Genomic DNA, 15,833 nt, shown 5'->3' on the forward strand with positions numbered 1-15,833 from the left:
GTACCGGGTCGAATCGGGCGTACCTGGTCGACCCGGGCGTACCTGATCGAACCGGGCGTACCGGGTCGAACCGGGCGTACCTGATCGAACCGGGCGTACCTGCTCGTTCCTTTCGACCGGGAACGCCCGATTCCACCTGCCATCGCGCGTGACAGGGGAAGGAACGGGCGCAGACAGCGGACGGGAGGCCCGTGGCGGCGCCGCCACGGGCCTCCCGTCCGTCCGTGGTCGCGACCACCGCGCCCGTCGCTTTCGCGACCCGTCGGACCCACCCCGCGTCAGTCGCGCGGCTGGATGTTCCAGGCGTCGATGACGGGGCGGCCGTGCTCGTAGCCGAGGATGCTGACCGAGGCGGTGCCGAGCTTCAGCACGGCGCCGTCCTGCGGCGCGAGCCGGATCCATGCAGCACCGAGTGCCCGCAGCACGTGGCCGTGGGCGATGAACACGGCGTCGTGCCCCTCAGCGAGCACCGGTCGGGCACGGTTCAGGATGCGCTCGACGCGGACGCGGACCTCGGCGGCGTTCTCACCGGGGGTGTCGCCGGCGGGGACCCCGTCGGTCCAGAGGTCCCACGGTCCGTGGCGCAGCACCTTGATCTGCGGGGTGGTGAGGCCCTCGTACGCGCCGTAGTCCCACTCGTACAGGTCCTCGTCGAGCTCCGGCTCGACGCCGATCAGGTGCGCGGTGTCGCGGGCGCGCTGCAGCGGGCTCGACAGCGCCAGCGCGAACGACCGGTCCCCGAGGTACCGGCCCGCGCGCTTCGCCTGCTCGACACCGTTGTCGGTGAGCGGGATGTCGGTGCGGCCGGTGTGCTGCCCGCTCTTCGACCACTCCGTCTCTCCGTGACGGACGAGGACGAGTTCGCCGGGGCGTTCCGAGGTCATGAGTTCCTTCCGATCCAGAGGCCGAGCGCAGCTGCGCCGACCGAGACGACGAGCATCCCGAGGCCGTTCAGGACGGCGAGCCGGGTCTTGCCGGATCGGAGGAGCTGTACGGTCTCGACGCTCGCCGTCGAGAACGTCGTGTACCCACCCATCATGCCCGTCCCGAGCACAGCGACCGTCGAGGCGGGGACGGCGCCCGCCTGCCCGAGGCCCGTCAGGACCCCGAGCACGAGCGATCCGGACACGTTGATGAGCAGGGTCCCGACCGGGAACCCGGCGAACCGGGAACCGGCGAGGCGGCCCTTGACGACGCCGTCGAGTACGAAGCGCAGGGCGGCGCCGGCTCCCCCGCCGACGGCCACCAGGACCAGTTCGACCGGGCTCATCGGGCGTCCCGCAGCGGCTCGGGGCGGGTGCGGGGCCGGGTGGCCGCGGCGACCCACAGACCGACGACGACCGCGACGAGTCCGAGCACGACCGACAGCAGGGGGTACCCGCCGCCCGCCGTCCAGCGGCCGAGGTCGAGCAACTGCGCGGTGTCGTCCGCGAGCGTGCTGTAGGTCGTGAAACCGCCGAGGACGCCGGTGCCGACGAACAGCCGGACCGCGCGACGACGACCCACGTCCGGGCCGCGGCGCGCGAGCGCGTCGAGCAGGAACCCGAGGCAGAACGCCCCGACGACGTTGATCGCGAGGATGGTCCAGCTGATCCCGTCGTGCGCGGGGAACACCGCGGCGAGGAGTGCGCGGACGGCCGTCCCGATCGCGCCGCCGAGGGCGACGAGGGCGACGAGCCTCCAGCGCAGGTGCGGTGGGCGTTCGGCGTGCATCGTGCTCCCGTCGCGAGGCGTTCTCCCCGGACGACGGGGACGATCCAGGCTAGCCGAGACGACGAAACCCCCGCCGAGCCGGAGCTGGACGGGGGTTTGCGTGCTGGTGACCCCAGCGGGATTCGAACCCGCGTTACCGCCGTGAGAGGGCAGCGTACTAGGCCGCTATACGATGGGGCCGCGGCTGTTGTCGGACTCGGAGCATGTCACCTGTGGTGACCCCAGCGGGATTCGAACCCGCGTTACCGCCGTGAGAGGGCAGCGTACTAGGCCGCTATACGATGGGGCCGTTCCGACAACTCGACAAGTATTGCACAAGGCCCGCATCCGCACCAAAACGGGGCGTGTCGCCCGGGTGTGCCGCCATGTCGGAGCAGGCATACGGTGGGTCGATGACGGCCGACGACGACGCGATCGCAGCGCCTCGTCACGTCGGCGGCAGCCCCTCGGCCACGGTCCGGATCGGCCTGTCCGGGTGGCAGTACGACGGTTGGCGTGGGGACTTCTACCCCGAGGGCCTCGCGAAGCGGCGGTGGCTCGAGCACGTGGCGTCGCGGTTCCCGACGGTGGAGCTGAACGGATCCTTCTACTCGCTGCAGCGTCCGGCGCGCTACCGGGCGTGGCGTGCGGCCTCGGGCGGGCAGCCGTTCCGGTTCGCGGTCAAGGGCGGCCGGTACGTCACGCACATGCTGCGGCTGCGGAACGTCGAGACCGCGCTGGCGAACTTCTTCGCCTCGGGTCCGCTCGAGCTCGGGGACACCCTCGGGCCGGTGCTCTGGCAGCTGCCCGAGCGCCTGCTGCCGACGCCGGAGGTGCTCGACGCGTTCCTCCGGGTGCTCCCCCGGACGCACGGGGCGGCCGCCGAGCGCGCACGCCACCACGACGACAAGGTCCCCGGCGGACCGGACGGTCTCGTGGAGCCGGAGGACCCGGCGAGGTCGATCCACCACGCGCTCGAGGTCCGGGCAGCCGGCTTCGGCGACGAGCACCTCGACGTGCTCCGCCGGCACCGCGTCGCCCTGGTCGACTCGCACGCCGGCGACTTCCCCCGCTTCCGGGCGGACACCGGGGCACCGCTCGCCTACCTCCGGTTGCACGGCGCGCCCCGGACCTACCACGACGGGTACTCGCCCCGGGCGCTCGGCGGGTGGGCGACGACGGTCCTCGAGCACGCAGAGGCCGGCCGTGACGTCTACGTGTACCTCGACAACGACGCCGAGCGGCACGCTCCGTGGGACGCCCTGACGCTCGACCGCCTGGTCGCGGCGCGACTGCGCCGCGCTTCGTGAGCAGAAATGGTCGCCTCGGGCGCACGGACCCGACCGTTCCTGCACACGATGCGGACAGGAGGCCCGTGGCGGCGCCGCCACGGGCCTCCAGGCAGCGCAGCGCAGCGCAGCCCTAGAGCGTGAGGGACTCCCCCGGACGCAGCACGACGAGCGAACCGGTGGGCTCGACGGCCTCGCGGAGCCGCCCCGTGTGCATGCCGAGCCCGACCTCGGACAGGGTGGCCTCGTGGATCGGGTACGCGCGGGACGGAGCGATCGCGGCGACGTAGTCCATCATCTCGGCGACCTTGAGCCACGGCGCCCCGACGGGTGCCGCGAGGACCTCGACCGGGACGCCCGGGTCCGTGTAGGAGTCGCCCGGGTGGAACAGCCGGCCGTTCACGAGCACGCCGGTGTTGTCGACGATCGGCACGGACGAGTGGATCAGCTGGTGCCGCGTGCCGTGGAAGGTGAGCGTGAACGGGCCGACCGTCCGGTGGTCACCGTCCGTGACGACGTCCACGGTGACACCCGCCTCGGCGAGCGCCGCGCGGACCCCCTCCGGTCCGATGACGACGGCACGGGGGTTGGCGTCGAGGATGCGCCGGACCTGCTCGGGGGTGACGTGGTCCGGGTGCTCGTGCGTGACGACGACGGCGACGACCCCGGTCGCGTCGACCGGTCGGGTGAAGTTCCCCGGGTCGAGGACCAGGCGGGCGTCCCCCTCGGCGATGACCTGGCAGGCGTGTTCGAGTTTGGTGACCTCCATGCGGGCGACCCTACGCGGCACCGTGCGGGCGGGGCCCCGTGGTCGCGCGGACGACCAGGTGCGCGGGTGCCGCCGCGATCGGGCCGGCGACACCGCCGTCGACCTCGGCGAGCACCGCCCGGGCAGCGGTCCGTCCCTGCGCCACCGGGTCCTGCGCGACGGTGGTGAGTCCGACGGTGGCGCCGTACTCGTGGCCGTCGACCCCCATCACGGACACGTCCTCCGGGACCGCGAGGCCGGCTCGGCGTGCGGCGAGCAGGACACCGAGGGCCATCTCGTCCGAGGCGCAGAGCACCGCCGTGGGTCGTTCCGGTGCGGGCTCGGCGAACAGCACGGCCCCGGCGGCGGTCCCGCCGGCGAACGAGAACCGGCCGTCGAGCGACCACCGTCCCGGTACGGCCTGTCCCGACGACCGCACGGCGTCGAGGAACCCGTCCCGCCGCAGGTGCGGCACGGCGACGTTCATGCCGGCCTCGTCCTGCCCGCCGACGTAGGCGATACGCCGGTGGCCGAGGCCGTGCAGGTGCTCGACCGCGATCCGGGTGACCTCGCGGTCGTCCACGCCCACGTTCCGCAGGCCAGGTGCCGGGCCGCCGATGACGACGATGGGGTGCCGACTGAGTTCGAGCTCGGCCCGTTCGGTGGCGTCGAGCACCAGGGAGAGCAGGACGAGCCCGTCGACGCGGTGCCGCAGCATCGAGCGCCGGAACGCCCGGTCGCGGTCGCCGCCCGGGCCGCCGAGGTTGTAGAGGACCAGGTCGTACCCGGCCTGGCGGAGCTCCGCGTCGACACCGCCGAGCGCCTTGACGTAGAACCAGCGGTCGATGACGGGCACGACCACCCCGACGGCGCGCTGACGACCGGTGGCGAGGCCGGCCGCCGCCGAGCTCGGGACGTACCCGAGTTCGTCGGCGACCCGCTGCACCTGCTCGATCGTGGTGTCGGCCACGTTCGACATGCCGCGGAGCGCCCGCGACACGGTGGACTTCGACAGCCCCGTGACGGTCGCGATCTCCTGGATCCCCATCGGTGCGACCCGGGAGGCCCGTCAGCCGTCCGTGCCGTGCGTCACGTCCGCCGGTGCGTCGGGTCCACGGCGTCGGGCCGCCACCGCGGGCACGCCGCGGTCCGCCCGGCGTTCCGGTACCCGTGCGGTGCGCGCCGGCCGTCGCGCAGCCGGTGCGACCTCGTCCCAGCCGGCGTGCTCGTGCACCCGTCCGTCCGCGCCGGGTCGGGGCCTGCGACCGGTGGGGTCGGTGACCGACGTGTGCACCGGGGCCACCGCGGGCGCAGCACCGACGCCCCGGGGCACGGACGCACCCGTGCCGTCCTGCGGTGCCCTCCGGCGGAGGACGGCGACCCGCCACCGGTCCAGGGCGACGACGCCGAGCACGCACACGAGCAGGGTGAGCGCCCAGCCGAGCGCCGGTCGCCCGGTGAGCTCGCAGAACACCGTCACGCCGAGGAACAGGACGCCGAACATCCCGACGAAGCCGATCGCCTCCTCGATGCGGGCGGTGGGACGGGTGGGTCCGCGCTGTGCCATGGTCGTCAGCCCTTCACGCCGCCGGCGGTGAGCCCCGCCACGATGCGCCGCTGGAAGATCAGGACGAGGACCACGAGCGGGATCGTGACGATCGTGCCGGCGGCCATCACCGCCGTGTAGGGCTCCTGGTGCGGCTGCGACCCGGCGAACGAGGCGATCGCCACGGTCACCGGCTGGGTCGCGTCGCTCGACAGCTGCGACGAGATGAGGTACTCGTTCCAGCTCGAGATGAACGCCAGGATCGCCGTGGTGAACACCGCGGGCGCCGCGAGCGGCAGGATGATCCGCCGGAACGCCTGCACCCGGGTGCACCCGTCGATGCGGGCTGCTTCTTCCAGGTCCCACGGCATCTCGCGGAAGAACGACGCGAGCGTGTACACGGTCAGCGGCAGCACGAACGAGATGCTCGGCAGGATGAGCGCCTGGTACGACCCCATCCACCCGATGTCGGTGAACAGCTGGAACAGCGGCGAGATGAGGGCGACGCCGGGGAACATCGACGCGGCCAGGATCGCGCCGGCGATGAGCGACTTGCCGCGGAACTCGAGCCGGGCGAGGGCGTACGCCGCCGTGGTGCCGACGAGCAGGGCGATGATCGTCACGACCCCACCGATGAGCAGGCTGTTGGCGAGCGCCCGACCGAGGTGGTTGCCGAGCGACGTGGAGAACGCCGTCGCGTAGTTGTCGAGCGTGACGTGCGTCGGCCACGGGGTGGCATCGAACGTGAACCCGACGTCGCGGAAGCTCGTCACCACCATCCAGTAGAACGGCAGGAGGCACCACACGGCGATGACGATCGCCTGCACGGCCGTGCGGATGCGCGGCCCGGTGTCGCGGCGCACGCGCACCTCGGTGCGGTCGACGGCGCGGTCGCGTGCTGCTGCGGAGGACCGGGGGCGGTCTGCTGCGAGGGTCACTTGAGTTCACCCTTCTGCTGGGCGGCCTGCGTCTGGACGACGTTGGCGCCGAGGAACCGGACGAAGACGAACGCCACGATGAAGATCACCAGGAAGGTGATGGTCGACAGCGCCGACGCGGAGTTGAAGCCCTGCCGGATCTGTTCGACGACCAGGATCGACAGGGTCGTGGTGGCGTTGCCGGAACCACCGCCGCCGCCGGTGAGGATCGCGGGCAGGTCGTACATGCGCAGCGCGTCGAGCACGCGGAACAGGATCGCGACCATCAGCGCGGGCTTGATGAGCGGCAGGGTGATGAGCACGAAGCGCTGGAACGTCGAGGCGCCGTCCATCTTGCCGGCCTCGTAGACCTCCTCCGGGATCAGCTGCAGCCCCGCCAGGATGAGCAGCGCCATGAACGGCGTGGTCTTCCAGGTGTCGGCGATGATGACCGCCCACCGGGACGCCCACTCGCCGCTCGTCCACAGGATCTGCTGCCCGAGGACCTGGTTCAGCACGCCGTTCGCGTCGAAGATGAAGTACCAGAGCTTCGCCGTGACGGCCGTCGGGATCGCCCACGGCACCAGGATCGCGGCACGCACGAGCGCGCGGCCCTTGAAGTTGCGGTTCATGATGATGGCCATCCACACGCCGATGACCGTCTCGGCGAGCACGGTGACGACGGTGAAGAAGAACGTGTTGCCCATCGACACCCAGAACTGGGAACCGAGGCTGCCGGGCGGGCACGTGACGTTGCCGCACTGCTGGCCGAGCCAGTGCGCGTAGTTCGTGATGCCGGCGAACCCGCCCTGCACGAACAGGCCGGTGGCCTTGTCGAGGCCCTGGTCGAGCTGGAACGACTGGATGATCGCACTGACGACCGGGTAGCCGATGACGATCGCGAGGAGCAGGATCGTCGGGCCGATGAGGTACACGGCCCAGCGGCCGTGCTCGGCGTTGAGTCCGCCCTTGCGCCGTCGGCGCTTCGGTTCCATGCCCGTCGGGTTGGGGATGGCTGCGGGGATCTCGGTTGCTGCTGACACGTGTCGGCCTCCTTGCCGGGGGTGTCGGAACGCAAGTAATGGGCGGGCGGGAGGCCCGTGGCGGACCCGCCACGGGCCTCCCGTCCGACGCGGCGTGAGCCGCTGTGTGTCAGCTGCTGGTCGCCGACTTCAGGGCGTCCTGCATGTCCTTCATGGCTTCGTCGACCGACTTCGATCCCTTGAGCGCCGCGTAGGTGTTGTCCTGGATCGCCTTCGTCACCGCCGGGTAGAACGGCGTGACCGGGCGCGGCTCCGCCGACTCGATCGACTTGAGCAGCGTCGGCAGGTAGGGCAGCTCCTTCGTCAGCTCGGGGTCGGTGTACAGATCACCGACGACCGGGGCGAGCGAGCCCTGGGTCGCGAAGAACTTCTGCGTCTCGTCCGAGGTCAGGAACTCGAGGAAGTCGTGCGCGGTGGCCTTGTGCTTCGAGTACACGCTGATCGCCGCGTTGTGCCCACCGAGCGTGGAGGCACCGACGCCGTCGGCACCGGGGATCGGCGCGATGCCGAAGGTGTCCTTGACCTTCGACGAGCCGTCGGTCTTGGCGAGGCTGTAGACGTACGGCCAGTTGCGCAGGAACAGGAGCTTGCCGGCTTCGAACGCGGTGCGGCCCTGCTCCTCCTGGTACGTGATCGCCTCGGCCGGGATGTTCCCGTCCTCGAACGCGTCCACCAGGTTCTGCAGGCCGGCCTTCGCCTTGTCGGTGTCGACGTCGGGCGCGCCGTCGCTGCCGAGCACCGAACCGCCGGAGCCGTTGATCGCCTCGGAGGCGTTCACCGTCAGTCCCTCGTACTTCGCGAACTGCCCCGCGTAGCAACCGATGCCGGCGTCCTTCGCGATCTTGCAGTCGTCCATCATCTCCTTCCACGTGGTCGGAGGCGTCTTGACGAGGTCCTTGCGGTAGTAGAGCAGCGCGCCGTCCGAGGTCTGCGGTGCGGCGTAGAGGGTGTCGTTGTAGGTGGCGGTCTTCACCGTCGACGGCAGGAGCTTCGAGGTGTCGAGCTTCATGTCGCCGGTCAGCGGCGTCAGCCAGCTCTTCGCGGCGAACTCGGCGGTCCAGACGACGTCCACGTCGACGACGTCGTAGTTCTCGTCCTTCGCCTGGAAGTGCTGCACGAGGTCGTCGTGCTGCTGGTCGGCCTGGTCGGACTGTTCCTTGAAGGTGACCTTCTCGTCCGGGTGGGCCTTGTTCCACTTCGCGATGAGCGGGCGGACGACGTTCGAGTTGTCCTTGCCCTGCACGTAGGTGATGGGTCCGCGGCTGTCCTGGCCGCTCTTGGCGTCGTCCGAGCCGGCGCCGGAGCTCCCGCTCGAGCAGCCGGTGAGCACGAGGCCGATGACGGCGACCCCGGCAACGGATGCGAACCGCACCCTTGAGCGTGTTGTCTTCACAGCGTTGTCTCCTCGTTGAGATCACCAGGGGGCATCGACCGGGTTCGACGACACGGCCCTGGAGCAAGCGCCGCTGCCTGCTGGTGGAGGAAGCTACGCCCGGTCCAGCGGGAGCGCAACCGGTTGCATCGGTTCCGTGACCTGAGCGTGACCCATGAGGTTCCCGTGGCTTCCTGGGTGAGCGCTCACCCCCGTCGGGGGCACACGCACCGCGCTGCGGAACCCCGCACGAACCCCGCTACTGCTGGTCCGGTCCGTTGTCCGGACACCGCGGGCGGTCGTAGCGTCCCGACCATGACCCTGCACTCCTCCGTCACCGTGCCCGGCCCCCGTCGGGTCGTCAGCGTCGACCTCGACGCTCCGCTGCCGCGCCTGGTCGCCGACGAGTCGGGGTCCTCCGCGCTCGTCGTCGGCTACCGCGACGGTTTCCCCGTCACCACCCTCGACGTGCTGCTCACCGCGGACCCGGCCGACGCCGCCCGCGCGATCGCACCCCTGGTGGACGGCCTCGCCCGGACCTCCGGTGCGTCCCAGACCCCGATCCCCGACCTCGACCTCCCGCTCATCTCGATCGTCGTGTCGACCATCGTCACCCGGGTCGAGGACATCCGGAAGCTGCTCGACTTCCTCGAGCACCTCGACTACCCGCGGTACGAGGTCATCCTCGTCGACAACCGCGTGAAGCTGCCCGAGGTCGACGCCCTGCCCGGGCTGCTCGAGGGCCGCGACGTCCGGCTGGTCACCGAACGCCGTCCGGGCTGCTCCGCCGGTCGCAACGCCGGGGTCGCCGCGGCGCACGGCGAGATCATCGCGTTCACCGACGACGACGTCCGGGTGGACGCACAGTGGCTCCGGTCCATCGGCACGCGCTTCGTCCGCGAGCCCGAGGTCGCCGCGGTCACCGGGATGATCCTGCCCGTCGAACTCGAGACCCCCGCGCAGATCTGGTACGAGGCGTACTACGGCGGCTTCAGCGGCGAGCGCACCTTCCAGCCGGTGACCATCGTGCCGGACGACGTCCCCGGGGTCATGCGTCACGCGCAGGCCCGGGCCGTCCGCCCCGACGGCTCGGTGCAGAAGCACTTCGCCGTGTACGGCATCGGCGGCTACGGCGCCGGCGCGAACTGGGCGGTCCGACGGTCGGCGTTCGACGCCGTCGGCGGGTTCGACCCCGTGCTCGGGGCCGGTGTGCCCGCCCGCGGTGGCGAGGACCTGGCGATCTTCATCGACATCCTGTGGAGCGGTGGCCGGATCGGCTTCGAACCCCGCGCGGTCGTGCACCACCGGCACCGGCAGGACCTCGCCGGGCTGCACGGGCAGCTCCACTCGAACGGCGTCGGGTTCACGGCGCTGATGTGCGAGCTCATCGCGAAGGACCGCCGGCACGCGATCGTGCTCGCGCGGCTGATGCCCCGCGCCGGCAAGATCAAGCTGAAGCAGCTCGTGTCACGACTGGCCGGCCGGCGTGACGCCGCGGCCGAGAGCATCACCGAGGCCTCCACGACCCGGATCCCGCGCTCGCTGGCGTACCACGAGTTCCGCGGCTTCCCGGCGGGCCCGGCTGCCTACTTCCGCAGCCGTCAGTTCTGGCGCGAGGTCGAGGAGGGCCGCTTCCGTCCGTAGGCGGAGCAGCAGACGTCCGCACCGGAACGGACGGGAGGCCCGTGGCAGCGTCGCCACGGGCCTCCCGTCCGTTCCGGTGCGTGCGGTGGAGCAGTGCACGCGGTGCGTGCCGTGCACGCGGAGCGCGGCCACCCGCGCCGCGGTCACCCGCGCCGCGACCGCCCGACGACGTAGCGCCACGGTCCGCCCAGCGCCGCCACGAGCTCGACGCGCTTGAGGCCGGCCGTCGCCTCGCGGAACGCGTCGTCGACGGGCCACCCGCCGACGGCGTCCACCGCGGCGGACACCTGGTCCGCATCGGCGCCGGTGCCCTGTCCGAGCGCCCCGAGCTGCCGCAGCGCCCCGACCGCCCGACGGAGCACGGCCAGTGCGGTGCGCGGTCGCAGCATGAGCTTCGCGACCCACGCACCGAGGCCGGTGCCGTAGCCGAGCGCCTGTGAGCGCAGCGCCGCACGGTCCGGCCGGTGCTTGTGCCAGACGACGGCCGAGGGCTCCACCGCGAGCGCGCCGCCGGAGAACAGCACCCGGGTGAACAGGTCGGGGTCCTCGCCGGCGCGGGCCAGGGTGCCCGGGCCGAGTGCGACGTCGAACCCGCCCAGGGCGAGCGCGGCCGAACGGCGGAGCGACATGTTGGCACCGGTGCCGAACGCGCCGACGGAGAACGGGAACAGCGGCAGGTCCGCCGGCGGCGCCGACGTGCGGAACACCCGGCGGTCGGTGTTGCGCGCCCAGGTCACGCGCTCGTCGAAGTACCGCTGCGTGGGGGTCCGGAGTTCGCCGCTGGGCACGAGGCCGGTCACGCAGACGACGTCCGCGTCGCGGGCGTACGCGTCGGCGAGCGCTGCGAGCCAGTGCCGGTCGACGACCACGTCGTCGTCGACGAAGGCGACCACGGCCCCGGACGCGAGGGCGAGTCCGGCGTTCCGTGCCCGCGAGACGCCGGGTCGGGCCTCCAGGACGTACCGCAGGCGCGGGTCCGCGAGCGACGTGACCACGTCGCGGGTGGCGGTGGTGGTGGGCGCGTTGTCGACGACCAGCACCTCGAAGTCGTCGTGCTCGGACGCGAGCACCGAGCGCACGCAGCGGCGCAGGTCCTCGGGCCGGTCGCGGGTCCCGATGACGACGGAGACGCGTCCGACCGGCGTCCCCGCGGTGGCGGCCGGGAGGCCCGTGGTGCGCAGGGCGCGCAGGGCCGGTCCCAGCTCGGCCGGGTCCACGCCGCCGTCCGCGTCGACGCCGACGTCGACGAACCCGGCGATCTCGCGTCCGTCACGGACGAGCAGGCGGGCGCGGCGGAAGCCGGTGGCGCCGGCGAGTTCGACGGCGGACGCGGCGAGCGCCTCCTGTCGGTCGACGGCGCCGACCCAGGCCGCGCCGGCCCAGGCGGGCACGTCCGGGGACGGCATCGCGGGCGTGAGCGTGAGCACGCGGGTGGTGGTGGCCTGCTGGTCGGTCATGGTCCGATGCTCCGGTGGGGCTGCTGCGGGGTCAACGGCGGCTGCCCGCGGTTGCGGCGACGGTCGTCCGACTTGCGGTTTGCCGCCAGCACACGCCCCGGACGGTAGGATCGTGAGGACGACTCGGTGGCAGCACGCCGGGCACGAGGAGGACGCATGTCGATGGGCCCCACCGACGAGCTCGGCGCCGTGCTCCCCTCGGAACAGAGCGTCTTCGTGGTCGACTCTGTGACCTGCGTCTGCGGCCACGTGCAGGACGCCCACGAGCACTACCGTCCGGGCACGGACTGCGCCCTCTGCGACTGCCAGAAGTTCCGCAAGAAGCGCTGATCAGGCCTTCCGGGCACTGATCGATCGGGGGCGGTGCGGGAAACCGCCGCTTCCCCGCAGACGGGCACGGGTCGCCTTGTCGGCCCCGGAACGGCGCGGTTAGCGTCGCGTCCATGGCCATCTCCCCCGCGGTCCCCGCGTGCATCGTCCTCGCCCACGAGGACCCGGCACACGTGCGCCGACTCGTCGAGGCGCTCGACCCGTTCCCGGTGTTCCTGCACTGCGACGCGCGCACCCCCGAGACGGTGTTCCGCGCCATGACCGACGGACTGCCGGATCGTGTCCGGATCCTCCCCCGCATCCGGACCGGCTGGGCGCGCTGGGAGAACGTCGCCGCCGAGGTGTCCGGCTACCGGGCCGCCCTGGCCGAGACCGACGCCTCGCACGTGGCCGTGCTGACCGGCAGCGACTACCCGCTCGCGAACCCCGCCGAGATCACGGCCCTGCTCGAGGCGCACCGCGAGGAGTCGTTCATCTCGGTCAACCCGCTGCCGTTCGCACCGTGGGGCCGTGATGGCGGCATCTCCCGCATCCGGTTCCGGCACTGGGCGTGGCGGAAGCACATGCTCCGGCTGCCGGTCCCCCGCCGCGTGCCGGCGAACGTCTCCTTCGCCGGTGGCTCGCAGCTCAAGGTCCTCGCCCGCCGGCACGCCGCCGCCGTCGTGGACACCGTCGACCAGCGCCCCGACCTCGTCCGGTTCTGGCAGCGCACCTGGGTCGCCGACGAGACCTTCGTACCGTCGGTGCTCAACTCGCCGTCGCTGACGCCGGGGTTCGCCGACGAGCACGTCTCCCAGCCGCTCTGGTGGATCGGGTGGGACGGCACCGCGCGGAAGAGCCCGCCGTGGTTGACCGTCGCCGACGCGGGGCAGCTGCTCGAGCGTCGGACCGACGCGGACGTCGAGGTGCACCACCTGTTCGCACGGAAGTTCTCGACCGACCGGAGCGCTGACCTGCTCGACGTCGTGGACGCAGCCTTCGGGCTGCGCCAGGGCGCGGGCGCGGCGACGGCGTCGGCGTCGGCACGGCAGGATGCGACAGCGGTGGTCGCGCCGTGAGCTTCCCCCCGCAGACCCGCCGCGAGGCCCGCGCAGCGCGCGAGGCCGAGGCGCCCGTGCCCGTGCCCCTCGCCGCGGAGCCCATCGCACCCGTGCCCGAGTCGCTCGACACCGGGTCGGTCGCGGTGCGGAAGGGCGCCTCAGTCCTGTTCGGCCGCGGCCTGCTGTACGTCGTCGTCTGGTCGATGCAGCTCGTCGTCTCGTCGCTCATCTCCCCGGTGCTCGCCCACCTCATGCCGCCGGCCGAGTTCGGCGTCCTCGCCTCGGCCATCGCCCTGTACCAGGCGCTCGTCGTGCTGGCCGTGCTCGGCATCGACCAGGCGTCGGTGCTGCAGCGGGCCGAGGACGGCGACGACCGCCGGGCGCGCGGCCTGCTCGCCGTCGGCATGATCACCGCGATCGTCGTCACCGTCGCGGCGCTCACCACGATCCCGGTCTGGGCGGACGCCGCCGGCTTCGTCGGCAACCACCCGCTGCTCCTCGTCGCGGTGCTCTGGACCGGCCCGGCCGCCATCGTGCAGATCTCCCTCGCGCTGCTCGTCGCCCAGGACCGCATCCGGGTCTTCGCGGTGACGAGCCTGCTGTCCTCGATCGGTGGCTCGGTCATCGGCCTCGGGCTCCTCACCTGGGTGCAGGCCGACGCGACCACCTACGCGTGGGGCGGCGTCGTCGCCCAGGGCGTGGCGATGGTCATCGGCATCGCGGCGACCCGCCCGCGTCTCGCCGGCCTGTTCGACCGCAAGACCACGGCCCGGGCGTTCCGCCTCGGCGTCCCGATCGCCCTCGGCAACCTGTCGTACTTCGTGCTGAACGCCGGCGACCGGATCGTCGTCCAGCGACTGCTCGGCCCGGACGAGGTGGCCCGCTACCAGATCGCCTACGTCGTCGGCTCGGCCGTCATCCTGCTCCTGACCTTCACCAACCAGGCGTGGGCGCCGCACTTCGCCGCCCTCCGCGACCCGGTCGCCCGCCGGCAGCTCGCGATGCACTCCCGCGACGAGCTGTACAAGATGCTCGGACCGGTCCTGCTCGCCGTGACCCTGGTGTCACCGGTGGCGCTGCCGATCCTCGCCCCGGCGTCGTACCGCGTGCAGGAGCTCTCGGTCGTCGTCTTCGTCGTCGCGATCACCGCGTTCCCCGTCGTCGCCAGCGGTGCGACCGGACGCCTGCTCCTGGTCGAACGCCGCGGTGTCGCCGTCGGGGTGATCGCCGCGATCGCCGGCGCCGTGAACATCGGCGCGAACCTCGTGCTCGTGCCCGTGCTCGGCATCGCCGGCGCGGGCCTGGCCACCGTCGTCGCCTACGCGATCCTCGCCGCCATGCAGCTGCTGGCCCTGCCCGACCGCCGTGAGTGGCGCGGACCGGGGGCCCGGATCGTCCTGACGACCCTCGCCGCGCTCGTCGTGGCCGCGGCGTCCCTGCTCCTGCCGCAGGACGTCCTCTGGAACTGGATCCGCATCGCCGGGGTGGTCGCCTGCCTCCCCTGGTTCCTCCGCCGACTGAAGACCGCAAGGGGTGGTGTCTCGTGAGACCGCGACCGACTGCACACGACGGCACCCGCCGACTCCGCGTCGGCGTCCTGGTGACCGGACTCGCCATCACGGGCGGACTCGAACGCTGTGTGCTCGAGGACACCCGCGAGCTCGTCGCCGCCGGCCACGAGGTCGAGGTCTGGCACCGGAACGCCCAGTCCCCGCGCGCCGCCGAGGGCCCACCGCCCTACGAGGCGATGGGCGTGACGCTGGTGGAGGCCACCGACTACCGGTTCGGGATCACGACCGCGCTCCGTGACGCCTGGCGCTTCGCCCGCGAGGGGCTGCGGATCCGACGATCGCACCTCGACGTCCTCTGGTTGAACCGGCCCGAGTACCTGCCGTTCGGCCGGGTCGCGTCGTTGGTCTCCGGCGTCCCGCTCGCGGTGCACCTGCACCACGCGCCGAACTACCGGCGGCTCGGACCGATCGCCGGCGGCCGCACCCGCTACTTCGCCGTCTCGCACGCGATGGCGCGCGCCTGGGCGGAGTCCGGCGTGCCGACGGACCGCATCACGATCGTGCCGAACGGTGTCGACACCGACGCGTTCCCGGCCGCCACCCCGGCATCGGTGCACGACGCCCGCGCAGCACTCGGCATCCCCGAGGACACCCCGACGGTGCTGTACTACGGTCGGCTCACCCGGTCGAAGGGCGTGCTCGCCCTCCTGGAGGCATGGGGTCGCGTCCGCACGGCGGCCGCGGCACGCGTGCCGGTCACCACTCCCCCGTGGCCGGTCACGCGGCGCCCGCGCCGCTCCTCGTGCTGGCCGGTGCACTCTACCCGGAAGAGGCCGACGCCGTGCACGCCGCGATCGACGCGCTCCCCGCCGGTTCCGTGCTCGTGCTCCCCGAGCGGGACGACGTCGTCCCGCTCCTGCACGCCGCCGACGTCGTGGTGGCGCCGTCCATCGAGCCCGAGGGCTTCGGGCGGGTCGTGGTCGAGGCGATGTCCGCCGGCCGTCCGGTCGTCGCCGCCGCATCGGGCGGCACCGGGGAGATCCTGTCGGGCGACTGGGCGCGGTACACCGTCGACCCGGCCGACCCCGACGCACTGGCGGAGAAGCTGCTCGACACCCTCGACGAAGCCGAGCTCGACCCGTCCCTCGCCGCACGGTGCCGCGCGTGGGTCCGTGACCGCTACGGGCGCGAGCCGCACGTGCGAGCGCTGCTGCTGGCGCTGCTGGCACACGCCCGGCGCTGAC

16 protein-coding genes, 2 tRNA genes and 1 pseudogene are annotated in these 15,833 nt (G+C 72.5%); 7 read left to right on the top strand and 12 right to left on the bottom strand.

Annotated elements, in window-relative coordinates:
• Window positions 1-278: 278 nt before the first annotated feature.
• From ACZZ9K_RS04150 to ACZZ9K_RS04170, 5 genes are all read right to left on the bottom strand, one after another.
• A complete protein-coding gene (locus tag ACZZ9K_RS04150) occupies window positions 279-884 on the bottom strand; it encodes a histidine phosphatase family protein (RefSeq protein ID WP_027465908.1) in 606 nt (201 codons plus the stop codon).
• The gene (gene crcB, locus ACZZ9K_RS04155; protein ID WP_027465909.1) at window positions 881-1,270 is read right to left on the bottom strand and encodes a fluoride efflux transporter CrcB; all 390 of its coding nucleotides are present in this window, start codon (window positions 1,268-1,270) and stop codon (window positions 881-883) included. The genes ACZZ9K_RS04150 and crcB overlap by 4 nt, the downstream gene beginning before the upstream one ends.
• On the bottom strand, window positions 1,267-1,713 hold the full coding sequence (locus tag ACZZ9K_RS04160; RefSeq protein WP_463443389.1) for a fluoride efflux transporter FluC: 447 nt from the start codon (window positions 1,711-1,713) through the stop codon (window positions 1,267-1,269). Before ACZZ9K_RS04160 ends, crcB begins: the two co-directional genes overlap by 4 nt.
• 104 nt (window positions 1,714-1,817) lie before the next feature.
• Window positions 1,818-1,893 (bottom strand) — tRNA-Glu (locus ACZZ9K_RS04165).
• A 33-nt stretch (window positions 1,894-1,926) separates the two neighbouring features.
• Window positions 1,927-2,002, bottom strand: a tRNA-Glu gene (locus tag ACZZ9K_RS04170).
• A gap of 103 nt (window positions 2,003-2,105) precedes the next feature.
• Here ACZZ9K_RS04170 and ACZZ9K_RS04175 point away from each other — a divergent pair.
• Window positions 2,106-3,002, top strand: coding sequence for a DUF72 domain-containing protein (locus ACZZ9K_RS04175; RefSeq protein WP_463443390.1), 897 nt, complete (start codon window positions 2,106-2,108; stop codon window positions 3,000-3,002).
• 112 nt (window positions 3,003-3,114) lie between these two features.
• Here ACZZ9K_RS04175 and ACZZ9K_RS04180 read toward each other — a convergent pair whose 3' ends face one another.
• The 6 genes from ACZZ9K_RS04180 to ACZZ9K_RS04205 all read right to left on the bottom strand — a co-directional run bounded on the left by ACZZ9K_RS04180 (window position 3,115) and on the right by ACZZ9K_RS04205 (window position 8,628).
• Complete coding sequence (locus ACZZ9K_RS04180; protein ID WP_463443391.1) at window positions 3,115-3,750, bottom strand: MBL fold metallo-hydrolase; 636 nt, start codon at window positions 3,748-3,750, stop codon at window positions 3,115-3,117.
• A 10-nt stretch (window positions 3,751-3,760) separates the two neighbouring features.
• Window positions 3,761-4,777 (bottom strand): LacI family DNA-binding transcriptional regulator, encoded by a 1,017-nt coding sequence (locus ACZZ9K_RS04185; RefSeq protein WP_463443392.1) that lies wholly within the window; start codon window positions 4,775-4,777, stop codon window positions 3,761-3,763.
• 21 nt (window positions 4,778-4,798) lie between these two features.
• Entirely contained in the window at window positions 4,799-5,296 is a 498-nt protein-coding gene (locus ACZZ9K_RS04190) for a hypothetical protein (protein WP_463443393.1), read from the bottom strand.
• A gap of 5 nt (window positions 5,297-5,301) precedes the next feature.
• Complete coding sequence (locus ACZZ9K_RS04195; RefSeq protein WP_051596808.1) at window positions 5,302-6,144, bottom strand: carbohydrate ABC transporter permease; 843 nt, start codon at window positions 6,142-6,144, stop codon at window positions 5,302-5,304.
• Window positions 6,145-6,209: 65 nt separating this feature from the next.
• On the bottom strand, window positions 6,210-7,187 hold the full coding sequence (locus tag ACZZ9K_RS04200; RefSeq protein ID WP_463444732.1) for a carbohydrate ABC transporter permease: 978 nt from the start codon (window positions 7,185-7,187) through the stop codon (window positions 6,210-6,212).
• A gap of 157 nt (window positions 7,188-7,344) precedes the next feature.
• Window positions 7,345-8,628, bottom strand: coding sequence for an ABC transporter substrate-binding protein (locus ACZZ9K_RS04205; RefSeq protein WP_138803690.1), 1,284 nt, complete (start codon window positions 8,626-8,628; stop codon window positions 7,345-7,347).
• Between the two features lie 294 nt (window positions 8,629-8,922).
• Here ACZZ9K_RS04205 and ACZZ9K_RS04210 point away from each other — a divergent pair, with 294 nt between their 5' ends.
• Window positions 8,923-10,251 (top strand): glycosyltransferase, encoded by a 1,329-nt coding sequence (locus tag ACZZ9K_RS04210; RefSeq protein WP_463443394.1) that lies wholly within the window; start codon window positions 8,923-8,925, stop codon window positions 10,249-10,251.
• A gap of 143 nt (window positions 10,252-10,394) precedes the next feature.
• Here ACZZ9K_RS04210 and ACZZ9K_RS04215 read toward each other — a convergent pair whose 3' ends face one another.
• The gene (locus ACZZ9K_RS04215) at window positions 10,395-11,708 is read right to left on the bottom strand and encodes a glycosyltransferase family 2 protein (protein WP_463443395.1); all 1,314 of its coding nucleotides are present in this window, start codon (window positions 11,706-11,708) and stop codon (window positions 10,395-10,397) included.
• A 156-nt stretch (window positions 11,709-11,864) separates the two neighbouring features.
• Between ACZZ9K_RS04215 and ACZZ9K_RS04220 the strand changes: the two genes are divergently transcribed.
• The 5 genes and pseudogenes from ACZZ9K_RS04220 (at window position 11,865) to ACZZ9K_RS04240 (ending at window position 15,832) form a co-directional block, all read left to right on the top strand.
• On the top strand, window positions 11,865-12,038 hold the full coding sequence (locus tag ACZZ9K_RS04220; RefSeq protein WP_155896838.1) for a hypothetical protein: 174 nt from the start codon (window positions 11,865-11,867) through the stop codon (window positions 12,036-12,038).
• Between the two features lie 113 nt (window positions 12,039-12,151).
• Window positions 12,152-13,096, top strand: a complete 945-nt coding sequence (locus ACZZ9K_RS04225) for a beta-1,6-N-acetylglucosaminyltransferase (RefSeq protein ID WP_463443396.1) — start codon at window positions 12,152-12,154, stop codon at window positions 13,094-13,096.
• On the top strand, window positions 13,093-14,625 hold the full coding sequence (locus ACZZ9K_RS04230) for a lipopolysaccharide biosynthesis protein (protein ID WP_463443397.1): 1,533 nt from the start codon (window positions 13,093-13,095) through the stop codon (window positions 14,623-14,625). Before ACZZ9K_RS04225 ends, ACZZ9K_RS04230 begins: the two co-directional genes overlap by 4 nt.
• Window positions 14,626-14,717: 92 nt before the next feature.
• Window positions 14,718-15,113, top strand: a pseudogene (locus ACZZ9K_RS04235) (glycosyltransferase); the annotation flags it as partial.
• 245 nt (window positions 15,114-15,358) lie between these two features.
• Window positions 15,359-15,832 carry a glycosyltransferase gene (locus tag ACZZ9K_RS04240; protein WP_463443398.1) on the top strand — a complete coding sequence of 158 codons (474 nt, stop codon included), beginning with the start codon at window positions 15,359-15,361 and terminating at the stop codon, window positions 15,830-15,832.
• Window position 15,833 lies beyond the last annotated feature (1 nt).

The sequence above is a fragment of the Curtobacterium sp. AC268 genome, assembly GCF_979258745.1.